At 42.8% G+C, this 15,084-nt stretch carries 16 protein-coding genes and 2 pseudogenes; 8 read left to right on the plus strand and 10 right to left on the minus strand.

The genetic code is table 11. The features are described from left to right. Positions 1 to 54: 54 nt before the first annotated feature. Positions 55 to 744: an HAD family hydrolase gene (locus ACM0OZ_RS34780; protein WP_414587394.1), complete on the plus strand. Its 690-nt coding sequence runs from the start codon at positions 55 to 57 to the stop codon at positions 742 to 744. 399 nt (positions 745 to 1,143) lie between these two features. Here ACM0OZ_RS34780 and ACM0OZ_RS34785 read toward each other — a convergent pair. After that, positions 1,144 to 1,933, minus strand: a pseudogene (locus ACM0OZ_RS34785) (LuxR C-terminal-related transcriptional regulator). A gap of 128 nt (positions 1,934 to 2,061) precedes the next feature. After that, positions 2,062 to 3,274 (minus strand): annotated as a pseudogene (locus tag ACM0OZ_RS34790) (RNA-guided endonuclease InsQ/TnpB family protein); the annotation flags it as partial. 71 nt (positions 3,275 to 3,345) lie between these two features. On the opposite strand from ACM0OZ_RS34790, the gene ACM0OZ_RS34795 reads away from it, so the two are divergent. Then, a complete protein-coding gene (locus ACM0OZ_RS34795; protein WP_198940828.1) occupies positions 3,346 to 3,501 on the plus strand; it encodes a hypothetical protein in 156 nt (51 codons plus the stop codon). Between the two features lie 57 nt (positions 3,502 to 3,558). On the opposite strand, the gene ACM0OZ_RS34800 is transcribed toward ACM0OZ_RS34795, so the two are convergent. The 7 genes from ACM0OZ_RS34800 to ACM0OZ_RS34830 form a co-directional block, all read right to left on the minus strand. Further along, complete coding sequence (locus ACM0OZ_RS34800; RefSeq protein WP_414587395.1) at positions 3,559 to 4,605, minus strand: S-adenosylmethionine:tRNA ribosyltransferase-isomerase; 1,047 nt, start codon at positions 4,603 to 4,605, stop codon at positions 3,559 to 3,561. A gap of 154 nt (positions 4,606 to 4,759) precedes the next feature. Next, positions 4,760 to 5,524 carry an SDR family NAD(P)-dependent oxidoreductase gene (locus ACM0OZ_RS34805; protein ID WP_414587396.1) on the minus strand — a complete coding sequence of 255 codons (765 nt, stop codon included), beginning with the start codon at positions 5,522 to 5,524 and terminating at the stop codon, positions 4,760 to 4,762. Between the two features lie 14 nt (positions 5,525 to 5,538). Beyond that, positions 5,539 to 6,255, minus strand: coding sequence for an SDR family oxidoreductase (locus ACM0OZ_RS34810; protein ID WP_414587397.1), 717 nt, complete (start codon positions 6,253 to 6,255; stop codon positions 5,539 to 5,541). Between the two features lie 56 nt (positions 6,256 to 6,311). After that, positions 6,312 to 6,707, minus strand: a complete 396-nt coding sequence (locus ACM0OZ_RS34815; protein WP_414587398.1) for a VOC family protein — start codon at positions 6,705 to 6,707, stop codon at positions 6,312 to 6,314. Positions 6,708 to 6,952: 245 nt separating this feature from the next. Continuing rightward, positions 6,953 to 7,726, minus strand: a complete 774-nt coding sequence (locus ACM0OZ_RS34820; RefSeq protein WP_414587399.1) for a ZIP family metal transporter — start codon at positions 7,724 to 7,726, stop codon at positions 6,953 to 6,955. Positions 7,727 to 7,897: 171 nt separating this feature from the next. Further along, a complete protein-coding gene (locus ACM0OZ_RS34825; RefSeq protein ID WP_414587400.1) occupies positions 7,898 to 8,260 on the minus strand; it encodes a PRC-barrel domain-containing protein in 363 nt (120 codons plus the stop codon). A gap of 134 nt (positions 8,261 to 8,394) precedes the next feature. Beyond that, the gene (locus tag ACM0OZ_RS34830) at positions 8,395 to 8,652 is read right to left on the minus strand and encodes a DUF1816 domain-containing protein (protein ID WP_414587401.1); all 258 of its coding nucleotides are present in this window, start codon (positions 8,650 to 8,652) and stop codon (positions 8,395 to 8,397) included. Between the two features lie 493 nt (positions 8,653 to 9,145). Here ACM0OZ_RS34830 and ACM0OZ_RS34835 point away from each other — a divergent pair, with 493 nt between their 5' ends. From ACM0OZ_RS34835 to ACM0OZ_RS34860, 6 genes are all read left to right on the plus strand, one after another. After that, a complete protein-coding gene (locus tag ACM0OZ_RS34835) occupies positions 9,146 to 9,637 on the plus strand; it encodes a serine hydrolase domain-containing protein (protein WP_414587402.1) in 492 nt (163 codons plus the stop codon). A 286-nt stretch (positions 9,638 to 9,923) separates the two neighbouring features. Next, positions 9,924 to 10,253: a hypothetical protein gene (locus tag ACM0OZ_RS34840; RefSeq protein WP_414587403.1), complete on the plus strand. Its 330-nt coding sequence runs from the start codon at positions 9,924 to 9,926 to the stop codon at positions 10,251 to 10,253. 2 nt (positions 10,254 to 10,255) lie between these two features. Next, positions 10,256 to 11,035 (plus strand): hypothetical protein, encoded by a 780-nt coding sequence (locus ACM0OZ_RS34845; RefSeq protein WP_414587404.1) that lies wholly within the window; start codon positions 10,256 to 10,258, stop codon positions 11,033 to 11,035. Positions 11,036 to 11,046: 11 nt separating this feature from the next. Next, entirely contained in the window at positions 11,047 to 11,592 is a 546-nt protein-coding gene (locus tag ACM0OZ_RS34850) for a hypothetical protein (RefSeq protein ID WP_414587405.1), read from the plus strand. Beyond that, positions 11,589 to 12,311 (plus strand): hypothetical protein, encoded by a 723-nt coding sequence (locus ACM0OZ_RS34855; RefSeq protein WP_414587406.1) that lies wholly within the window; start codon positions 11,589 to 11,591, stop codon positions 12,309 to 12,311. The genes ACM0OZ_RS34850 and ACM0OZ_RS34855 overlap by 4 nt, the downstream gene beginning before the upstream one ends. Next, the gene (locus ACM0OZ_RS34860) at positions 12,304 to 14,577 is read left to right on the plus strand and encodes a hypothetical protein (protein WP_414587408.1); all 2,274 of its coding nucleotides are present in this window, start codon (positions 12,304 to 12,306) and stop codon (positions 14,575 to 14,577) included. Before ACM0OZ_RS34855 ends, ACM0OZ_RS34860 begins: the two co-directional genes overlap by 8 nt. Before the next feature lie 4 nt (positions 14,578 to 14,581). On the opposite strand, the gene ACM0OZ_RS34865 is transcribed toward ACM0OZ_RS34860, so the two are convergent. Then, complete coding sequence (locus tag ACM0OZ_RS34865; RefSeq protein WP_414587409.1) at positions 14,582 to 14,824, minus strand: hypothetical protein; 243 nt, start codon at positions 14,822 to 14,824, stop codon at positions 14,582 to 14,584. Between the last annotated feature and the right edge of the window lie 260 nt (positions 14,825 to 15,084).

The following is a 15,084-nucleotide window of genomic DNA, read 5'->3' on the forward strand; positions in this document are numbered from 1 at the left end:
TTACAAGCAAAATAGACAGTTAGGTGTTGCCACACTTTCATTGACAAACTCAATATGTCGCAATATTTCAAAGCCGCAATTTTTGACATGGATGGTCTGCTTTTTGACACAGAAAGGATTGCTCGCTGGGCTTGGAAGAAAGCTCTAGAAAATCATGGCTATGAGATGAGCGATGATTTATTCAACGACTTATACAAAGAGTTCGTCGGTCGAGACTTGTCATGGCGGGAAAAGATTCTTAAAAGAAGATATGGCGAAAGCTTTCCTTTTGAGTCTGTTACAGCCCAACGCATTGAAATCGGTGATTCTCGAGAAATGCAACAAGGTCTTCCTGTAAAACCAGGTGCATTAGAATTGTTAAATCAGCTAAGTACGCTTGGAGTCATTCTTGGCTTGGCAACTGGGACATCTTTAGTCAGAACAATTCGACGTTTGACCAGCGCTGGTATTTATCAATACTTTGCAACAATTGTTACAAGCGAAGATGTCGCCCAAGGTAAGCCTGCTCCTGATATTTTTCTAGAAGTCAGTCGCAGAATTGGTGTTGCTCCTCAAGAGTGTGTGGTTTTTGAGGACTCATATGTCGGTGTCCAGGGAGCCTCGTCAGCTGGAATGTGTACTATTATGGTTCCTGATCTAGAACAGCCATCTGCTCAAATAAAAAGTTTGGTTTACAGAGTATTGAACTCTCTAGAACAAGCAAGTGAATTATTGGAAGAACTATTTGGGGTTGGAAGCACTTAATTAACTAGTCTAAGTCGTCGCATATGGCTTGTAATTTTGACACTCCCCGCCCTATAAGGGCGAGGATTCTTGGTTCATCGACTTGCCATTAGACAGCAGGCGCAAGTTTTCTAATGAGGAAATTATCGAGCCTCACTTAATTTATAATCGTTGGCTTAAGCGTGATGGGCAAAACACGCTTAAGCCGATGACGTTGGTCGACACATCCAAATTGACAGTTGACGAAAGCGTGGATGAAGTTGAGCGGTGGGTAAAGAGACGTTTAACCTGAGAAGCGCCGTCGAACAACCTGGCTGGAGCGGACTGTTAGAAGATCTTGGTAATATTGCAAAAATTACTTGCCGCCGCTCAGCCAGAACGTTATGCTGCTGGTTGGTCGGTGAAGACGCAAGCGGAAGGCTACTGGTGGGTGTCCAGCATCAAGTTAGATGAAGATAGCTTTGCACCTGGAAAATGGTGTTGTGTCGCGGCAATCTGTGCAATCATTTCTGTACGAGACGAAACCTTCAATTTACGGAACATGCGCTTCAACGCCTGCTTGACAGAATTTTCAGTAATCCAAAGTTCATTTCCGATTTCTGCATTAGTTTGCCCCAACGCAACTAAGTCAGCAATTTGCCGTTCACGAGGCGTTAAGCGATCGGTGCGAAACGGGTAGTGCTGTTCTGTTGAAGTTGCGCTCTGCGTCAATCGCAGGGTGGTCGTCCAAACCGATAAGTGTAAACAGACGGCACTCAAATCCGCGAGATTTTGGCTGTCAAAGGCAGGCATCGACTTGTCACGAGTGCAGCCTACCGCACCCACTAATTTACCGCGATCGAGAATTGGTCCTGCCATCACATGCCAATGGTCGGGACGAGGACAAATGATTGCCCAAGCTTTCGGGGAGGTGACTAATCCTTCGTGAACCGGAGTATGACGCTCGGCGATGTAACGGGCTACAGGATTACGTTCGATCGACAATGCAACATTCAGGATATTTTGCAGCTTGCGATTCTCCAAAGGAGAGGCTGCGCCAACGCCGAAAAGCTGGTCGAAAAAGAAGATTCCCGATCGCTTGGCGGCAAAATACTCGCTCTTGCTTTGGTGCGAAGTGCGATCGCAAAGCGTCGGCTTCGCCGAATCGCAGATCTGGTTCATCTTTCACCTGATTGATGGCTTCAAATAAATGCTGCAAGGATATTGTCATAGGGGTGAAAAGAGTACTCGATCGAGGACTGGGGGCGATGGATTTTTACTGCTAGTTTGACACTCCCCTGGCTTTACATCAAAACGAGCGACAGCAAAGTTTTGATAGCCAGGGGATTCTACATTCATCGTCAGTACTTGCTCTACCAGGGTTTCCCCAAGCAGAGTAGAGGTTCCGACTCCTGTAGCGTTACTTCGGGATTGCCCAACACTCACGCTTGTTTTCCAAGATTTAGAATATTTATCGCTGCGTTCACGTCTCTTTGCAACTCACATCCACAGCTACACTTATGGGTACGGGTCGAAAGAGATTTTTTCACAATTGCACCACAACCCGAACACTTTTGAGAAGTCATTCTAGGATTGACGGCAACAACTTGAGTATTGAACTTGGTAGCAAAATACTCCAACCAACGACGAAATAGACTCCAAGCCACATCATTAATGGACTTGGCAAGACAATGATTTTTTACCATGCCTTTGACATTCAAGTTTAGCCTGCGGCACGCCGCTTCGCGTCTACATAGGCGAAAGACAGCGTTAGCTTTGCATACGTTACGCGCTATTCTCAAGCGCGTGTTCATTCCGTTGCCTATTTACTCTTAAATGCTTTTTTGCATATCTTCGTTTTGCTTTCCGTCGTTGATTCTTTCCTTTTTCTTTTTTATATATCTGACGTTGAGCGTGTTTAATTGCTTTCTCGGCTTTTCTCAAGAATCTAGGATTCTCTTCATGATGCCCGTTGGAATCAGAGTAGAAAAACTCTAACCCAACGTCTAGACCTAATTCACCATTACCCGTTCTGAATTCAGGTTTTACATCAATGTCAACTGCAAATTGACAGTAATATCCGTCAGCTTTTTTAACTAATCGAACTCGTTTAATGGACTTGACAGGATAGGTGTGAATATCCCACTTTCCTAACACTTTAACTTCACCTATATCTTTTTTATCAGTAAAAGTGATGCGTCGTTTTGTAGGATGCAATGACCACCCACTAGTCTTATACTCAACAGAACGGTTGTCTTTTTGAAAGCGAGGAAAGCCTTTTTTACCAGGTTTGTTAGACTTGCAATTATCATAGAATCGGGCAATAGCTAACCATGCTCTTTCTGTTGCAGCCGTGCCTTGCCATTGAATTTAAGTCTTTAACAAATCCAAATTCTTTACGCAGCGCTGTTGAATAGTTGTTCAAAGCAATCTTGTCTACTTTCACTTCCTTGGGTGCGTCCATCCAATAGCGAATCGCTTTATTTCTAATGAACTGTGTAGTTCTAATAGCCTCGTTAATAGCCTGATATTGTTGACGCTTACCTTTAACTTTGTACTCTAATACAAGCACTGCGTTATCACCTTCTTCATTTAACTAACTAATTTTATACTATTATTAATGTAACGCCAATAAACTCCGTTATGAAAACTAAAAGATTAAACGTAAGGCTAACTGACCGCAGATATCATAAGCTAGTCTTATTATCAGCCGAGTTAGACCGAACTATCAGCAGTATGATTGATGAATGGATTGATTCTCTGCCAGAACCTAAAAAAGAAAACATTACGGCAGGGTAAATCCTGCATCGTGGCTTTCATCCCTGGGCTAAAGCCACAGGGTTTTCAGCCTACCCCTTATAAAATCAGATTCAAATCTCCAAACTCATGCCACAAGTAACCTCGCTGCACCGCATCCTCATAAGCTTGCTTAATTTGCTGTCCCGGAAGAAACGCAGTCAGCAAGTCGAGGTGGCTGGCTTCTGGTTCATGCAAGCCAGTTAGCAAACCATCCACTGTTTTAAGTTTATGCTCAGCAGTAATACGTAATCGCGTGTAGCCATGCTGGGATTGTACTCTGCCATTCGCATCTGCAACAGATTCCAAAGCCCGAACTACAGTAGTCCCAACTGCAATGACTCGTCCTCCTTTTTCATGGGTATGGTTAATCTTCTGTGCTGCTGCTTCACTGATAGAATATTCTTCTTCTGAAGCGAGATGCTGTGCGTCGAGTTCATCATCCATATAAGAAGATAAACCCGTATGTAGTACGATGTGTGCTGTTTCCACCCCACGGCGCTTTAAATCAAAAAGTAGCTTCCATGTAAAAGCTCGTCCTGCTGATGGCATCTCTGCGGAACCTGGTTCTTTGGCGTAGACAGTTTGATAGTAGTCTAAATCCCAAGGTTCTGAAACATATTCATAACGAATCGGACGCCCTAAGCGATAGAGTGTGTCCATCAACTCAGTTCCTGATTTTGAGAAGCGTATTTTCCACAGTTGCGGAATATGGGTGTCGCGATTCTTTATATTGGCAGTTAACCCTTGACCAAAGTGAATCTGCGTTCCTGTTTGCAAGCTACAGGTGGGTTGTTGCTGGCATAAAGGTAAAGCAAGCCAAGAATCATCCGGTAGATGCTGCGCTAAGCGGATTTCCATACATTGTCCTTTCGGTATCTCACAGCCATCAAGAGAAGCCGGAAGGGTACGACTGGTATTAAAGACTAATAAATCACCAGGGCGGAGGAACTCACCAATGCTATTGAAATAGGTATGTTCGACTCTATAGTCATTACGGTTTATGACCATCAATCGCACTTGATCACGGGCAATTCCCCTACGCTCTGGTGGTTCTTTTGCGGAAAGCTCCGCCGGAAGTGTAAAAGTAAAGGGTTTTGTTAACATATAACATTTACCAACAGTATTGTTGTATGAATCATTACTTTTTTAAAATAGTACTTTTGATTATAAAAAACACTACTTTAGATAGATGACTGATGAGTATTACTAATTTTGTTGTAGTAAGCGCTTAAGCGCTCACTACTTACTTGTTACCGATTTAAACGAGCGCTGGTTCTTCTGTTTGCTGACCCCAATTTTCTTCCTGAGCTTGAAATCTTTGCCCGTTGACGTGGCGTGATTCATCCGAAGCTAAGAAGATGAATACTTCCGTCACATCTGCTGGATTTGCCCATTGGGTAGGATCTTCCTCTGGTTCCGCTGCACGATGCATGGCGGTATTCATATCACCTGGATCTACCCAATTGACACGCACACCGCTGTTTTCAAGTTCCGCCGCCCATGTCTGGGACATCCCTTCAATACCGAATTTCGAGATGCCATAAGCGCCCCAACCAGGGTAACCATTGACCCCTGCATCACTCGTGACGTTGATAATGGAACCGCCATTTTCAATCATCGCTGGTAATGCCTTTTTAATAAGTAAAAATGGGGCGATTAAATTGGTGTTGATAACGTTACGAAAATCCTCAAGTGGGTAGTCGAGCAAGTAAGGCATCGGAGAAGGACCAATGCTCGATGCATTATTCACTAAAATGTCGAGATGACCGTTGAATTCGCATAAAGTTGTCGCAACAACACGCTCGATATCTTCGTGCTTAGTTAAATCAGCGCCAATGATGAGAACTTGTGTTTTGGGCGCGATTTCCTGAATATCTTTACGCACTTGATTCAGCCACTCAACATTACGCGCCACAATCGATATTCCTGCTGCTCCTTCTTGAGCAAAATCAATCGCGAGTTGCCTTCCTAATCCTTGTGATGCCCCTGTGATTAAGGCATACTTTCCTTGTAATCTGCTCATGTTCTGCTCCTTTATTACCAATCAATTGGTTGGCGATCGCGGAAGAATCCACCCGTTGCACTTCCATCAGGAAGAGTTGCCAGCCACACAATCGTATCGACTCCTTGTTCTGGTGTACGGGGTGCATTTGGACCACCCATATCAGTTTTCACCCAACCAGGACAAACGGAATTCACTAATATATTTTTGCCTTGTAATTCGTTCGCAAGAATCCGCGTTAAGGCATTCAAAGCGGTTTTGGAAATGCGATACGTAGGAATACCGCTTCCCATATCAGTCAATTGTCCCGAACCAGAAGAAACATTCACTATCCGTCCATAATTTTGTTTTTGCATCAACCCAATCAACGCTTGAGTCACTCGCAAAACACCGTAAACATTTGTTTCCATCGTTTGCCGCAGAGTGTCAATTTTGGCATCAAACACACTGTTTCCACCTGTTTGAGAATCGATGTATATGGCTGCATTATTCACTAAGACATCGAGTTTGCCAAACTGCTCACGAATAAATTCAGCTAATTTCTGACTGCTTTCATCATTAGTGACATCAAGGGGATGAAAAATGACATTCAAACCTTCAGCTTGTAACTTTTCGGCAGCAGCTTTGCCTTTTGCTTCATCTCGACTGGTGAGAACCACCTGATATCCCTTTTTAGCCAACTGACGACAAGCTTCAAATCCCATACCGCGATTTGCACCGGTTACTACAGCTACTTTTTGTGTTGTAGTCATTGTTTATTCTCCTATTGGGTAATAGTAGTAGGCGCTTCAGCGCCCACTACAAGCCATTATTTCAGTGCGTACTCAGGGTTATATTCAACCAACTCCATCTCATTACCATCTGGGTCATTGACATAAATTCTGTGCTTTGTTTCAGCCGCTGTCATTGTGTAATATTCAATGCTCTCGGCATCAAGCAATTTTTTCATGGCTTCGCCGTCTTTAATCACAAAGCCAACATGATTTATGCCAATACTTTCGTAGGGCGTATGCACGCGCTCTTGGTTACTTTCATCGTTGAGAGCTAGATAAAATTGGTTATTTCCCAAATGCATCCAGCGTCTACCCTCGAATACTCCTTCGGCGCGTACATACCAATCAGGAAATAGGGTTTGGTAAAATTTCTTAGTTGCTTCAATATTTTTGCAAGAAATGTTGATGTGTTCAAAGCGAATCAAGTTCATATTTTGCTCCTTTTGGTTTCAAAATATAGAGTGATTTCTCGTTCCCTGGCTCTGTTTCTCGTTCCCTGGCTCTGCCAGGGAATGATTATTGTTTGAGGCTCTGCCTTTCCTCAAAAGACAGTCAAAAAACTTATGGACAAAAAACTTATGGAGAATGTGAGGCGGAGCCTCAGGGAATGCGTTACCAGGCTGAGCCTGGTAACGATAAGTACCAGGCTCAGCCTGGTAACGATAAGTACCAGGAATTATCCTAAAGCAATATCCAAAAACATCATGACTACAAAGCCAAACATGACACCTATAGTTCCTTCTTTTTCTAAGCCTTTGCGATGAGATTCTGGGATAATTTCATCACTGATGACAAACAACATTGCTCCTGCTGCAAATGCCATCGCCCAAGGCAATATGAAATTAGCAATACTCACCACACCAGCACCAATCACACCGCCAATTGGTTCAACTAAACCCGTCAGCAGCGAAATCCACAAAGCATAACCTCGTGAATATTTCTCACCTACCAAAGCTAATGCTACGACTAAACCTTCAGGAATATTTTGCAAACCAATACCTAAAGCAACGGGAATTCCATCGCTAATATTATTATTGCCAAAATTCACTCCTACAGCTAATCCTTCGGGGAAGTTGTGAATGGTAATTGCGGCAATAAATAGCCAAATTCGTTTTAGATTACTGCCACGAACGCTTTCTTCCTCCTTGAAGAAGTGTTCGTGCGGTAATAACTTATGTGCCAGTTGCAGAAATACTCCCCCAAGCAAAATCCCGATGACAATAATTAAGGCTGCAATTGCTTTGGAGTAACCTTGGGCGATCGCTGCTTCTGTACCAGGCACAACTAACGAAAACGATGTCGCCGCTAACATCACTCCCCCACCAAACCCCAGCATGATTCCCTGCACACGTTGCGTGAGATTTATTGGCAGTAAAATCGGCAAGGCACCGAGAACTGTAGCAAGTCCTGCACCTAAACTAGCAACTGCACCGATAACAAGGCTCTCCATACTTTGGGTTGTCCACTGAATCTACCTTATCTAAATCATAGTCGGTATGAATATGACTTGCAACTAATTCGCAAAAAAATCGCTGACATTTTGTCTGCCTGCGATTATCCGATAAGTGTTAGGGTAGTGCAAAATTTTCAGAAAGTATTGACAAATATAGCTTTGTGCGTTTTACAAGGGATACGAAGAAGAAGCTACTTCCTCGTTCAAGCTGCAGACCATGTTGTTGTTGTCAGTTGAGTTGTAAGCCATCAACTCAGCGACTTGTCCTTTGTTAAGTCTACTAACGTAGACGCGTCTTGTCGTTTGGTCAACCTGAGCTTCACTATATGGCAGTAGTACCTGCTTACCAGTCATTTCGTCATTGAGTGAGACAACCAGGTACTGGGAATGCCCGGCTTCATCGACTAAGATTTCCACCACTTCTCCCGCCTTTTCGTCTTGAACGGTGTAGACCTCAAACTGCATGAGCTTATGCTCTCTAAAAGAGCGACGGGAACTTGCTTCAAAGTCTTCGATTCTTGAAAGCGTCATAGTTTTCTCCTGTTTTGTATCTAGTTTTTTGTTGTGTGATGTCTTGTCACCGACTCCTAAAACTTTGCCCACCTTAATCGAGTTACTGACTATGGCTCAACTTTTGGGGTCGTTGCTAGGTAATTAAACTCTCCTCACATTTGAAAACTCTCTGCCAATTCATCCTTTGGGCAAATAGTGAGTTCCTTTGGCTTGCACCATTGAATCTGAACAGTAATTCCTTGTGCTCCTTCGTTTACGAGATCCTCAATGTAGCCATCTTGGTCAAGAATAGCTTGCTGAGCACTCTCGAAAGGCCCAAAGTAGTAGGTACAGCAGGGCTGAGAGGAGACAATTTCTAGCCACCAGCCCTTTTCCATTGGCTCCTTTTTAATGATTTGTGCTAAATTCATGGCAGTTCTCCGCAATTATCTTGATGGGGCTACCTACATTCCCCTAAGGGATGAAATCAAGGCTTTAAGCTGAGAATTGAGATGTCAACCAAACAGTAAGAAGAGGCATTGGTAAGCTCAACCTCTTCAAGAATGTGGTGGTTAAACTCTGGGGAGTTTTTTTTAGAGAATATGCCCAATATTCTGCCGAATCAAAGTTTTTCTATTCGGCAAAGATTAAAAACTTATTCTTTAGACTATAGAAAGTGGCAGTCAAATTCAGTAGGTGATTTACCCAATATAAGTAGGTAGATACCCGCTTTTAGAGAAATGTAAACTTATGGCAAATCAAAAGGCATCTCCTCACTATACCAATCCGCGCAGGATTTATGAAAAATCTTAAGTATTGTAGGGTGGGCAGTGCTTACCGTATTTTGCCGACTACATCCGGGTTTTGCGTTCGCACTGCCCTCCGCAAGCGTGTCGTTCAAAAATCTGCACAGGAGTCCTATATATGGATAGTAGGTTAGAAGATACTTTACAGGCGCAGCTCAACCAATCCCTTCACTTCACAGGCTGCATGGGTGTGAATGTGGCTATCAATGATGAGAAACATGGAGTCTGGTTAGGAAGCAGTGGTTTCTCAGATCTTGATGCAAAGCAAGCTCTTGGCGTTAATCGCTCATTTTACATTTACAGCATTACCAAAACTTTTGTTTCCGTTTGCTTATTGCGTTTAGCTCAGGATAACTTGTTAGATTTAGATGATCCACTTACGAAATGGTTACCCCAGATGCCATTTCAAGATAGTGTTACCTTGCGTCGGTTGCTAAATCATACAAGTGGAATACCGAGTTACACGAATCTTGAAGATTATTTGCCTGCTGTTTGTGAGAATCCTTCTGTTCCTTGGACACATGAGAAAGTTGCTGAATTAACCTGTACAGGAAAACTCGACTTTGAACCAACAGAAGGCTGGAGTTATTCAAATACAGGTTATATGTAGCCGAAATATAAAACTGTACCGATTGATAAGGCAAGGTTTCGAGGTGATGTCAAGGGATTGCTTTAACGGGTGCTACTCAGGTGCTACTCAAAAAATAGTCAAAAGTGTTGATTTTGCGTACTTAAGAATTGAATATGATTTTTAACAAGCACTTTTAAGGTTGCCATGCTCCTATTGGCTCTTAGAAACCCTTGCTCGCAAGCATTAGCCTGTCGGTTGCGGTATTTTTTGACGCTCATGCCCCTTGGAAGCTAAAACAGATTGATAATTCATCTGATTTACTTGCATGGCGGAGCCTCAGCTAACAGACGTTTTTGGACCGGGTGCCACCCAAACGGCGACCACTCTCACAATTAGTAAAGCGGATTTGGCAACAGTAGGTTTAAGCGCATCCGCGACAAACAGCGCTGAAAGCTTAGTCGTTGCTTTACTCTTATTGGCGCAAAAGTATTTAAGTGACGAGAATCAAGCCCTAAACCCCGATATTCAAATTACTATCACTCAATCCTTCGATAGCTTGGTGACCCGAAACAATACCACTTATCGCCAGCGGTCCTACTCCATAGAAATGCAAAGACCTGACGCTTCCGCTGCAATCAATCCCAATGATTATTAATTATGGCAGTAGCAGCAAGAATGGATAGCTTTGTAGCTCCAACAATTACTCAGCAAAATCTTTATGATGGCATCAAGCAAGCATTTACAAATGCTGGCTATCCTGCTCCTTTTGATGAATTTACAAGTGGTACAGATAAAATAGCTGTTTACGCCGTAATAATCGATTCTACTAAGTTAGCGGGAACAGCTTATTTAAGAATAAGGGTAACTACTGCGCTAGTCGTTGCTCAACAAATTTATTCTGGTTGGACTGTATCGACTCATGTTGGAACCAATGGCAGTACAGAAATAACTTACACTGCTCTTGCTAGTAACCTTCAAGTTAATTTTGTAGCGCTAAACGCTAACCCAGAATATAAACTTATTTTAGTTTATCAAAACACTGTTTATTACCCTTTAGGATATTGTTCGCCAAACAACAAGCCTTCTTGGTGGGACTTAAACAGCTTTCCTTATGTGTTCATTCCTACAGGAAATACTTTTTCTTTGTTCCGCACTTCAGCTTTAAATCCTTATAATACTACTGAACACGATATCGCCCTAGCTGGCACTAGTAGGTTAGGAAGTGTAAACACAATATCTAATCGAAGAGATATCTTGCAAGGATTAATACTTTTATCTCAAAGTAATACAGGTTTGTCTGGTAGAACTTCTGATGATTTAGTACTGTTTGCTGGCAGTAGTACAAGTCGGTTTGACGTTTTACAAATTCCTAATAGTTCCAATCAGTACTTGATTTTGAATCCCAGCAGTGGTGGGTTAGCTGTAAGAGTAGCTTAGAAATTTAAGTTATGGCGGTTATTAATTCTCAGCTAGGATTTAGTAATAGTCTACCCAGTCATGGGAAAATTAGTAGTTTTATAAATGTTTATTCTTTTGGTATGAATCTTAAAGTTGTTATTTCTTCTTTGGGGTTGATAACAACAGTTAGCTATTTTCATCATTGTATTCTTTATTTGATTTCTTGGTTTTATTTTACCAAAAGCATTAATTATCAAGACTATTTATCAAGCCATGCTAGATTTTTTGGAAATAATTTCAGGCAAGATGCTAATTTTATCTATATCACCAAATCTGATTTACCACTTTTTGATTCAAAGCCAAATAATACTGCTGAATCTTTATTTGTGGCCTTGTTACTTAGAGCATTGATTTATGAAGCAAATGATTTACTGTCGCTGATTTATATTTATCGCTGGAGAACTTATTTTGTTGTTGCCAAGAAACCAGTATGTGTCAATATTTTGGTTATAGAAGTAAATGTTCCTGCTAAGTATAAATATGTTAATGTAGAGATAATTAATGCTAACAGTACTTTGACTCCCAGCGAATTATGAATTACTGCAAAGCTGGAGAAAAAGCAATAATTAAGTACAAGTTTCCTGAGAAGCAAGAAACTATATACAGTAGTAAAAATTCTCCCATAAAAATTGTTGTTCAACCTATCACTGCCAAGAACTATGTTTTTACTGGATATTACTGTGAATACTGGATTGACCAATGTCATCAACAGACTGGGCGAGTACTTCAAAGCATAAGGTATGGCGATTCTGGTTCGCAGTCTCAAGGAACTTTAATATCTCCAAATACAAAAATTATTTATCCACCTTTTGAATATCCTATTACCGAGTGGCTGGAACTATCAGGATTCAGCTTGTATTGCGATTATCAGTACTACAGGCAAGGAATAAAATTTTCTAACTCTACTGGAGAAAGAAGAATCGCTTATTTCAATTTTCTTGGGACTGCTGAAAGAACCTCTCGTCAAGCAAGCGAATGCTACCCTCCTTATGTTCCCCGTGACATAACTTTTAGACGTGTTGATGGCAAGGAAGAACCATTAAAATGGGAAATTAATATAGTAGATAATCAAGGAAATAATTTTACTGATTATGGATTAGGACAACCTATATACACTTGTCAATGTGGTGATTGTCCCCAAAATTCCATGAAGTGTGATTTTTATAAATATCCTGGATATCAATGTATTCCTTGCTCTGAATTTAAATCTAAAATAGCCGCTATGCGCTCAATGATTAGGAGGATAAATGACTGATTGCTGTGCTGAACTGCGAGCGGAACTTGCTGCACTCCGGGCGGAAATAGCAGCACTGAAAAAAATTGATGAAGAAAAAATTATCGCTCAAGCTGTGAAGCGCAGTGAAGCTGCTATTGTTCCTCAAATCTCTCCTTTAGCCAACGGTGTTATTCTTACAGAAATTGGACCTTTAAAAGAAGGTATTAATTCTGCTTTAAAAAAAGCCACAGTAGCGCAAGATGTAGCCAGCGCCGCTAAAGGTACAGTAGAAAATGTGCAAGAAGTCGCTAAATCTGCTAGGGTCGCAGCAAATAAAGCTTATGGTGTAGGGACACAGGCACACAATTTAGCAAGAGCGGCGGAATCCAAAGCAACCAGTGCATTAGGTAGAGCCGGAGAAGCGTTAAAAAAAGGCGTCTCAGCGCTGGCCAAGGCAGATGATGCCTTTGGGTCCGCGAGGATTGCTACAGATACTGCAAGAAGCGCTTCTACAAAAGCAGGATCTGCTTTAACTAAATCGCTGCAAGCAGCCAGCACAGTTGCCTCGCTTGCAGCTTCGCTAGCTAGTTTAGGGGTAAGTATTGCAACTTTACAAACACTGGGAACGCGAATTGATGGCGTAGATAACGGGCTTGACAGGCTTGCTGCCGATGTATCAAGAATTCTTGGTCTTTTAGGGCTATTTGTCAGACGTAGCGAAATTGGACAACTGCGCGGTCCTCAGGGATTACGGGGTCCTCAAGGATTGCGGGGACCTCAAGGACTGCGCGGTGCCCAAGGATTGCGGGGACCTCAAGGACTGCGTGGTGCCCAAGGATTGCGGGGACTTCAAGGACTGCGTGGTGCCCAAGGATTGCGGGGACTTCAAGGACTGCGTGGTGCCCAAGGTGAACGCGGATTGCAAGGAATGCCCGGTAAGCAGGGTTCCCCAGGTCCGGCGGGTGCTCCTGGTAAGCAAGGTTCCCCAGGTCCGGCGGGTGCTCCTGGTAAACAAGGAGTACCAGGTCCGGCGGGTGCTCCTGGTAAGCAAGGAGTACCAGGTCCGGCGGGTGCTCCTGGTAAGCAAGGAGTACCAGGTCCGGCGGGTGCTCCTGGTAAGCAAGGACCACAAGGACCAGCAGGAAGACAAGGGGAAAAAGGAGCGCAGGGACTCCAAGGACCTCAAGGAATTCCAGGACCTCAAGGACCTCAAGGACCTCAAGGACCTCAAGGACCCCAAGGATCCTCAATAGTGCCAGGGCAGTCAGGAGGAGAAGTGGAAATAGTTGATGTTTCAGTGCCAATTTTTCTAAGCTGTGAAATCAGGGATGCATCAGAAGATCAGCAAAACCCTGTAATTCGCCCAACGTTTGGTTCAATCACTGTCGGTGCAGTTAAAGGTACAGAGTCACAGGTTAGTTTGTATTTTGGAAGAATTGCCCAGTTGGAAGCTGAAAAATGCCGATTAAATTACGTGATTGGCATAGATGATTTCCCTATCAAAGTCCCCAAAACACTCACTAATCCGTCGAGTGGGGAAATTAGAATACACAACCAACCAAGATTTTTATCGTACCTAGTAAAGCAGCTAGATGCTTTATGTGGTAAGTACCCAATTGAAATTGAAATTGAAGACGCTGACCTCACCAAATCCGGTAATCAAGCAGAGCGAATTAAACTGCCCAACATCGCGGAATCACTAGCTGAGATTGTGGGTTTGTTGATGGTACTTCGCACTGAAAGCGATGCCAATTTATCAGCTACGATTCGCGGGATGATTGAAGCAGGAAGTACCAAACAAACAGCAACCTTAGCTTACGAATACGCCAAAGCAAACGCCGAATATCTAGGATACAAGGGTGCGCAAGTTGAGCGAGAATTGGCGATGTCTTTCACCCCAGGAGAGGAACAACTTGATAAAGTCCTCAAGGAGACTAACATCAAGTACCGAGGGTGGGAAAACGACGGCAAGGAAGACCTCAACGACCATTTAGCACCACTTCTAGAACTGGCAGCTATGTGGAAAGCCGCCAACTTCCGCCATATTCCGCCAAATGCTCCAGGTGCTCTGCTGGAACTGCTTAAACGCGGTGCAGGGGAACTTGCCAAGGAGATGGACAATTCTAACCCTGACGCTAATGGATCTAACTCCTGGGATGCGTTTTTAGATCAGGCAGAACAAGGCTTCATCTCTCAACCAGGGATTACAGATACTACACATCCTTACGGAAAGGACTTCAACCGTCGTCCGCGCATCCGCAAAATCGGCTCTGATAACCCTAATGGTTCAAATCAAAGCGGCTAATAAGCTATACATCCTGTGGACCAATTTCTGTTCCATAGTATTGGCGCAATAAATAAAGCCTTTCTTGTGCAATCTGTTGTCTTACGGATTGGGGTGACATTTCCAATTCTTGTGCAAGGCGATTGATTAACCTTGTTTGCGGGCGGTAGTGATATGTCTGTCCACTTCGTTTACCCAAAGGATGCTTACGGCGCATTATTAAGCGTTTGCACGGAGTTCCTAACAATGGAAAGACTTTTAATTTCATCTTGGTTGTTTAAGTTCATTAATTCTTAAAAAAAATTAGGTAAAAATCAGGATTTTTTAAGCTGTTTTTAGGTCAAATCATAAACCTACAAAAGAGTGCGTAATATTTTTAGACCCTTAAGGGCTTTTTGTCATCTGAATATATATTAACAGCTTGGTAAGTTATTCTTAAACCTGCCACGAACCCCTGTCAGCTGGGGCTTTACAAGCTGTTTTCTATTAGGTAAAAAGATTAATATCTAGTCTTTCAAAAAAGAATGT

The organism is Scytonema sp. PCC 10023, assembly GCF_963920835.1.
Classification (GTDB): domain Bacteria; phylum Cyanobacteriota; class Cyanobacteriia; order Cyanobacteriales; family Nostocaceae; genus Kalymmatonema.

Excerpts from the sequence above, each read along its gene's own strand:
- ACM0OZ_RS34780 (WP_414587394.1), top strand. The coding sequence starts at position 55 with ATGTCGCAATATTTCAAAGCCGCAATTTTTGACATGGATGGTCTGCTT.
- ACM0OZ_RS34795 (WP_198940828.1), top strand. The coding sequence starts at position 3,346 with ATGAAAACTAAAAGATTAAACGTAAGGCTAACTGACCGCAGATATCAT.
- ACM0OZ_RS34800 (WP_414587395.1), bottom strand. The coding sequence starts at position 4,605 with ATGTTAACAAAACCCTTTACTTTTACACTTCCGGCGGAGCTTTCCGCA.
- ACM0OZ_RS34805 (WP_414587396.1), bottom strand. The coding sequence starts at position 5,524 with ATGAGCAGATTACAAGGAAAGTATGCCTTAATCACAGGGGCATCACAA.
- ACM0OZ_RS34810 (WP_414587397.1), bottom strand. The coding sequence starts at position 6,255 with ATGACTACAACACAAAAAGTAGCTGTAGTAACCGGTGCAAATCGCGGT.
- ACM0OZ_RS34815 (WP_414587398.1), bottom strand. The coding sequence starts at position 6,707 with ATGAACTTGATTCGCTTTGAACACATCAACATTTCTTGCAAAAATATT.
- ACM0OZ_RS34820 (WP_414587399.1), bottom strand. The coding sequence starts at position 7,726 with ATGGAGAGCCTTGTTATCGGTGCAGTTGCTAGTTTAGGTGCAGGACTT.
- ACM0OZ_RS34825 (WP_414587400.1), bottom strand. The coding sequence starts at position 8,260 with ATGACGCTTTCAAGAATCGAAGACTTTGAAGCAAGTTCCCGTCGCTCT.
- ACM0OZ_RS34830 (WP_414587401.1), bottom strand. The coding sequence starts at position 8,652 with ATGAATTTAGCACAAATCATTAAAAAGGAGCCAATGGAAAAGGGCTGG.
- ACM0OZ_RS34835 (WP_414587402.1), top strand. The coding sequence starts at position 9,146 with ATGGATAGTAGGTTAGAAGATACTTTACAGGCGCAGCTCAACCAATCC.
- ACM0OZ_RS34840 (WP_414587403.1), top strand. The coding sequence starts at position 9,924 with ATGGCGGAGCCTCAGCTAACAGACGTTTTTGGACCGGGTGCCACCCAA.
- ACM0OZ_RS34845 (WP_414587404.1), top strand. The coding sequence starts at position 10,256 with ATGGCAGTAGCAGCAAGAATGGATAGCTTTGTAGCTCCAACAATTACT.
- ACM0OZ_RS34850 (WP_414587405.1), top strand. The coding sequence starts at position 11,047 with ATGGCGGTTATTAATTCTCAGCTAGGATTTAGTAATAGTCTACCCAGT.
- ACM0OZ_RS34855 (WP_414587406.1), top strand. The coding sequence starts at position 11,589 with ATGAATTACTGCAAAGCTGGAGAAAAAGCAATAATTAAGTACAAGTTT.
- ACM0OZ_RS34860 (WP_414587408.1), top strand. The coding sequence starts at position 12,304 with ATGACTGATTGCTGTGCTGAACTGCGAGCGGAACTTGCTGCACTCCGG.
- ACM0OZ_RS34865 (WP_414587409.1), bottom strand. The coding sequence starts at position 14,824 with ATGAAATTAAAAGTCTTTCCATTGTTAGGAACTCCGTGCAAACGCTTA.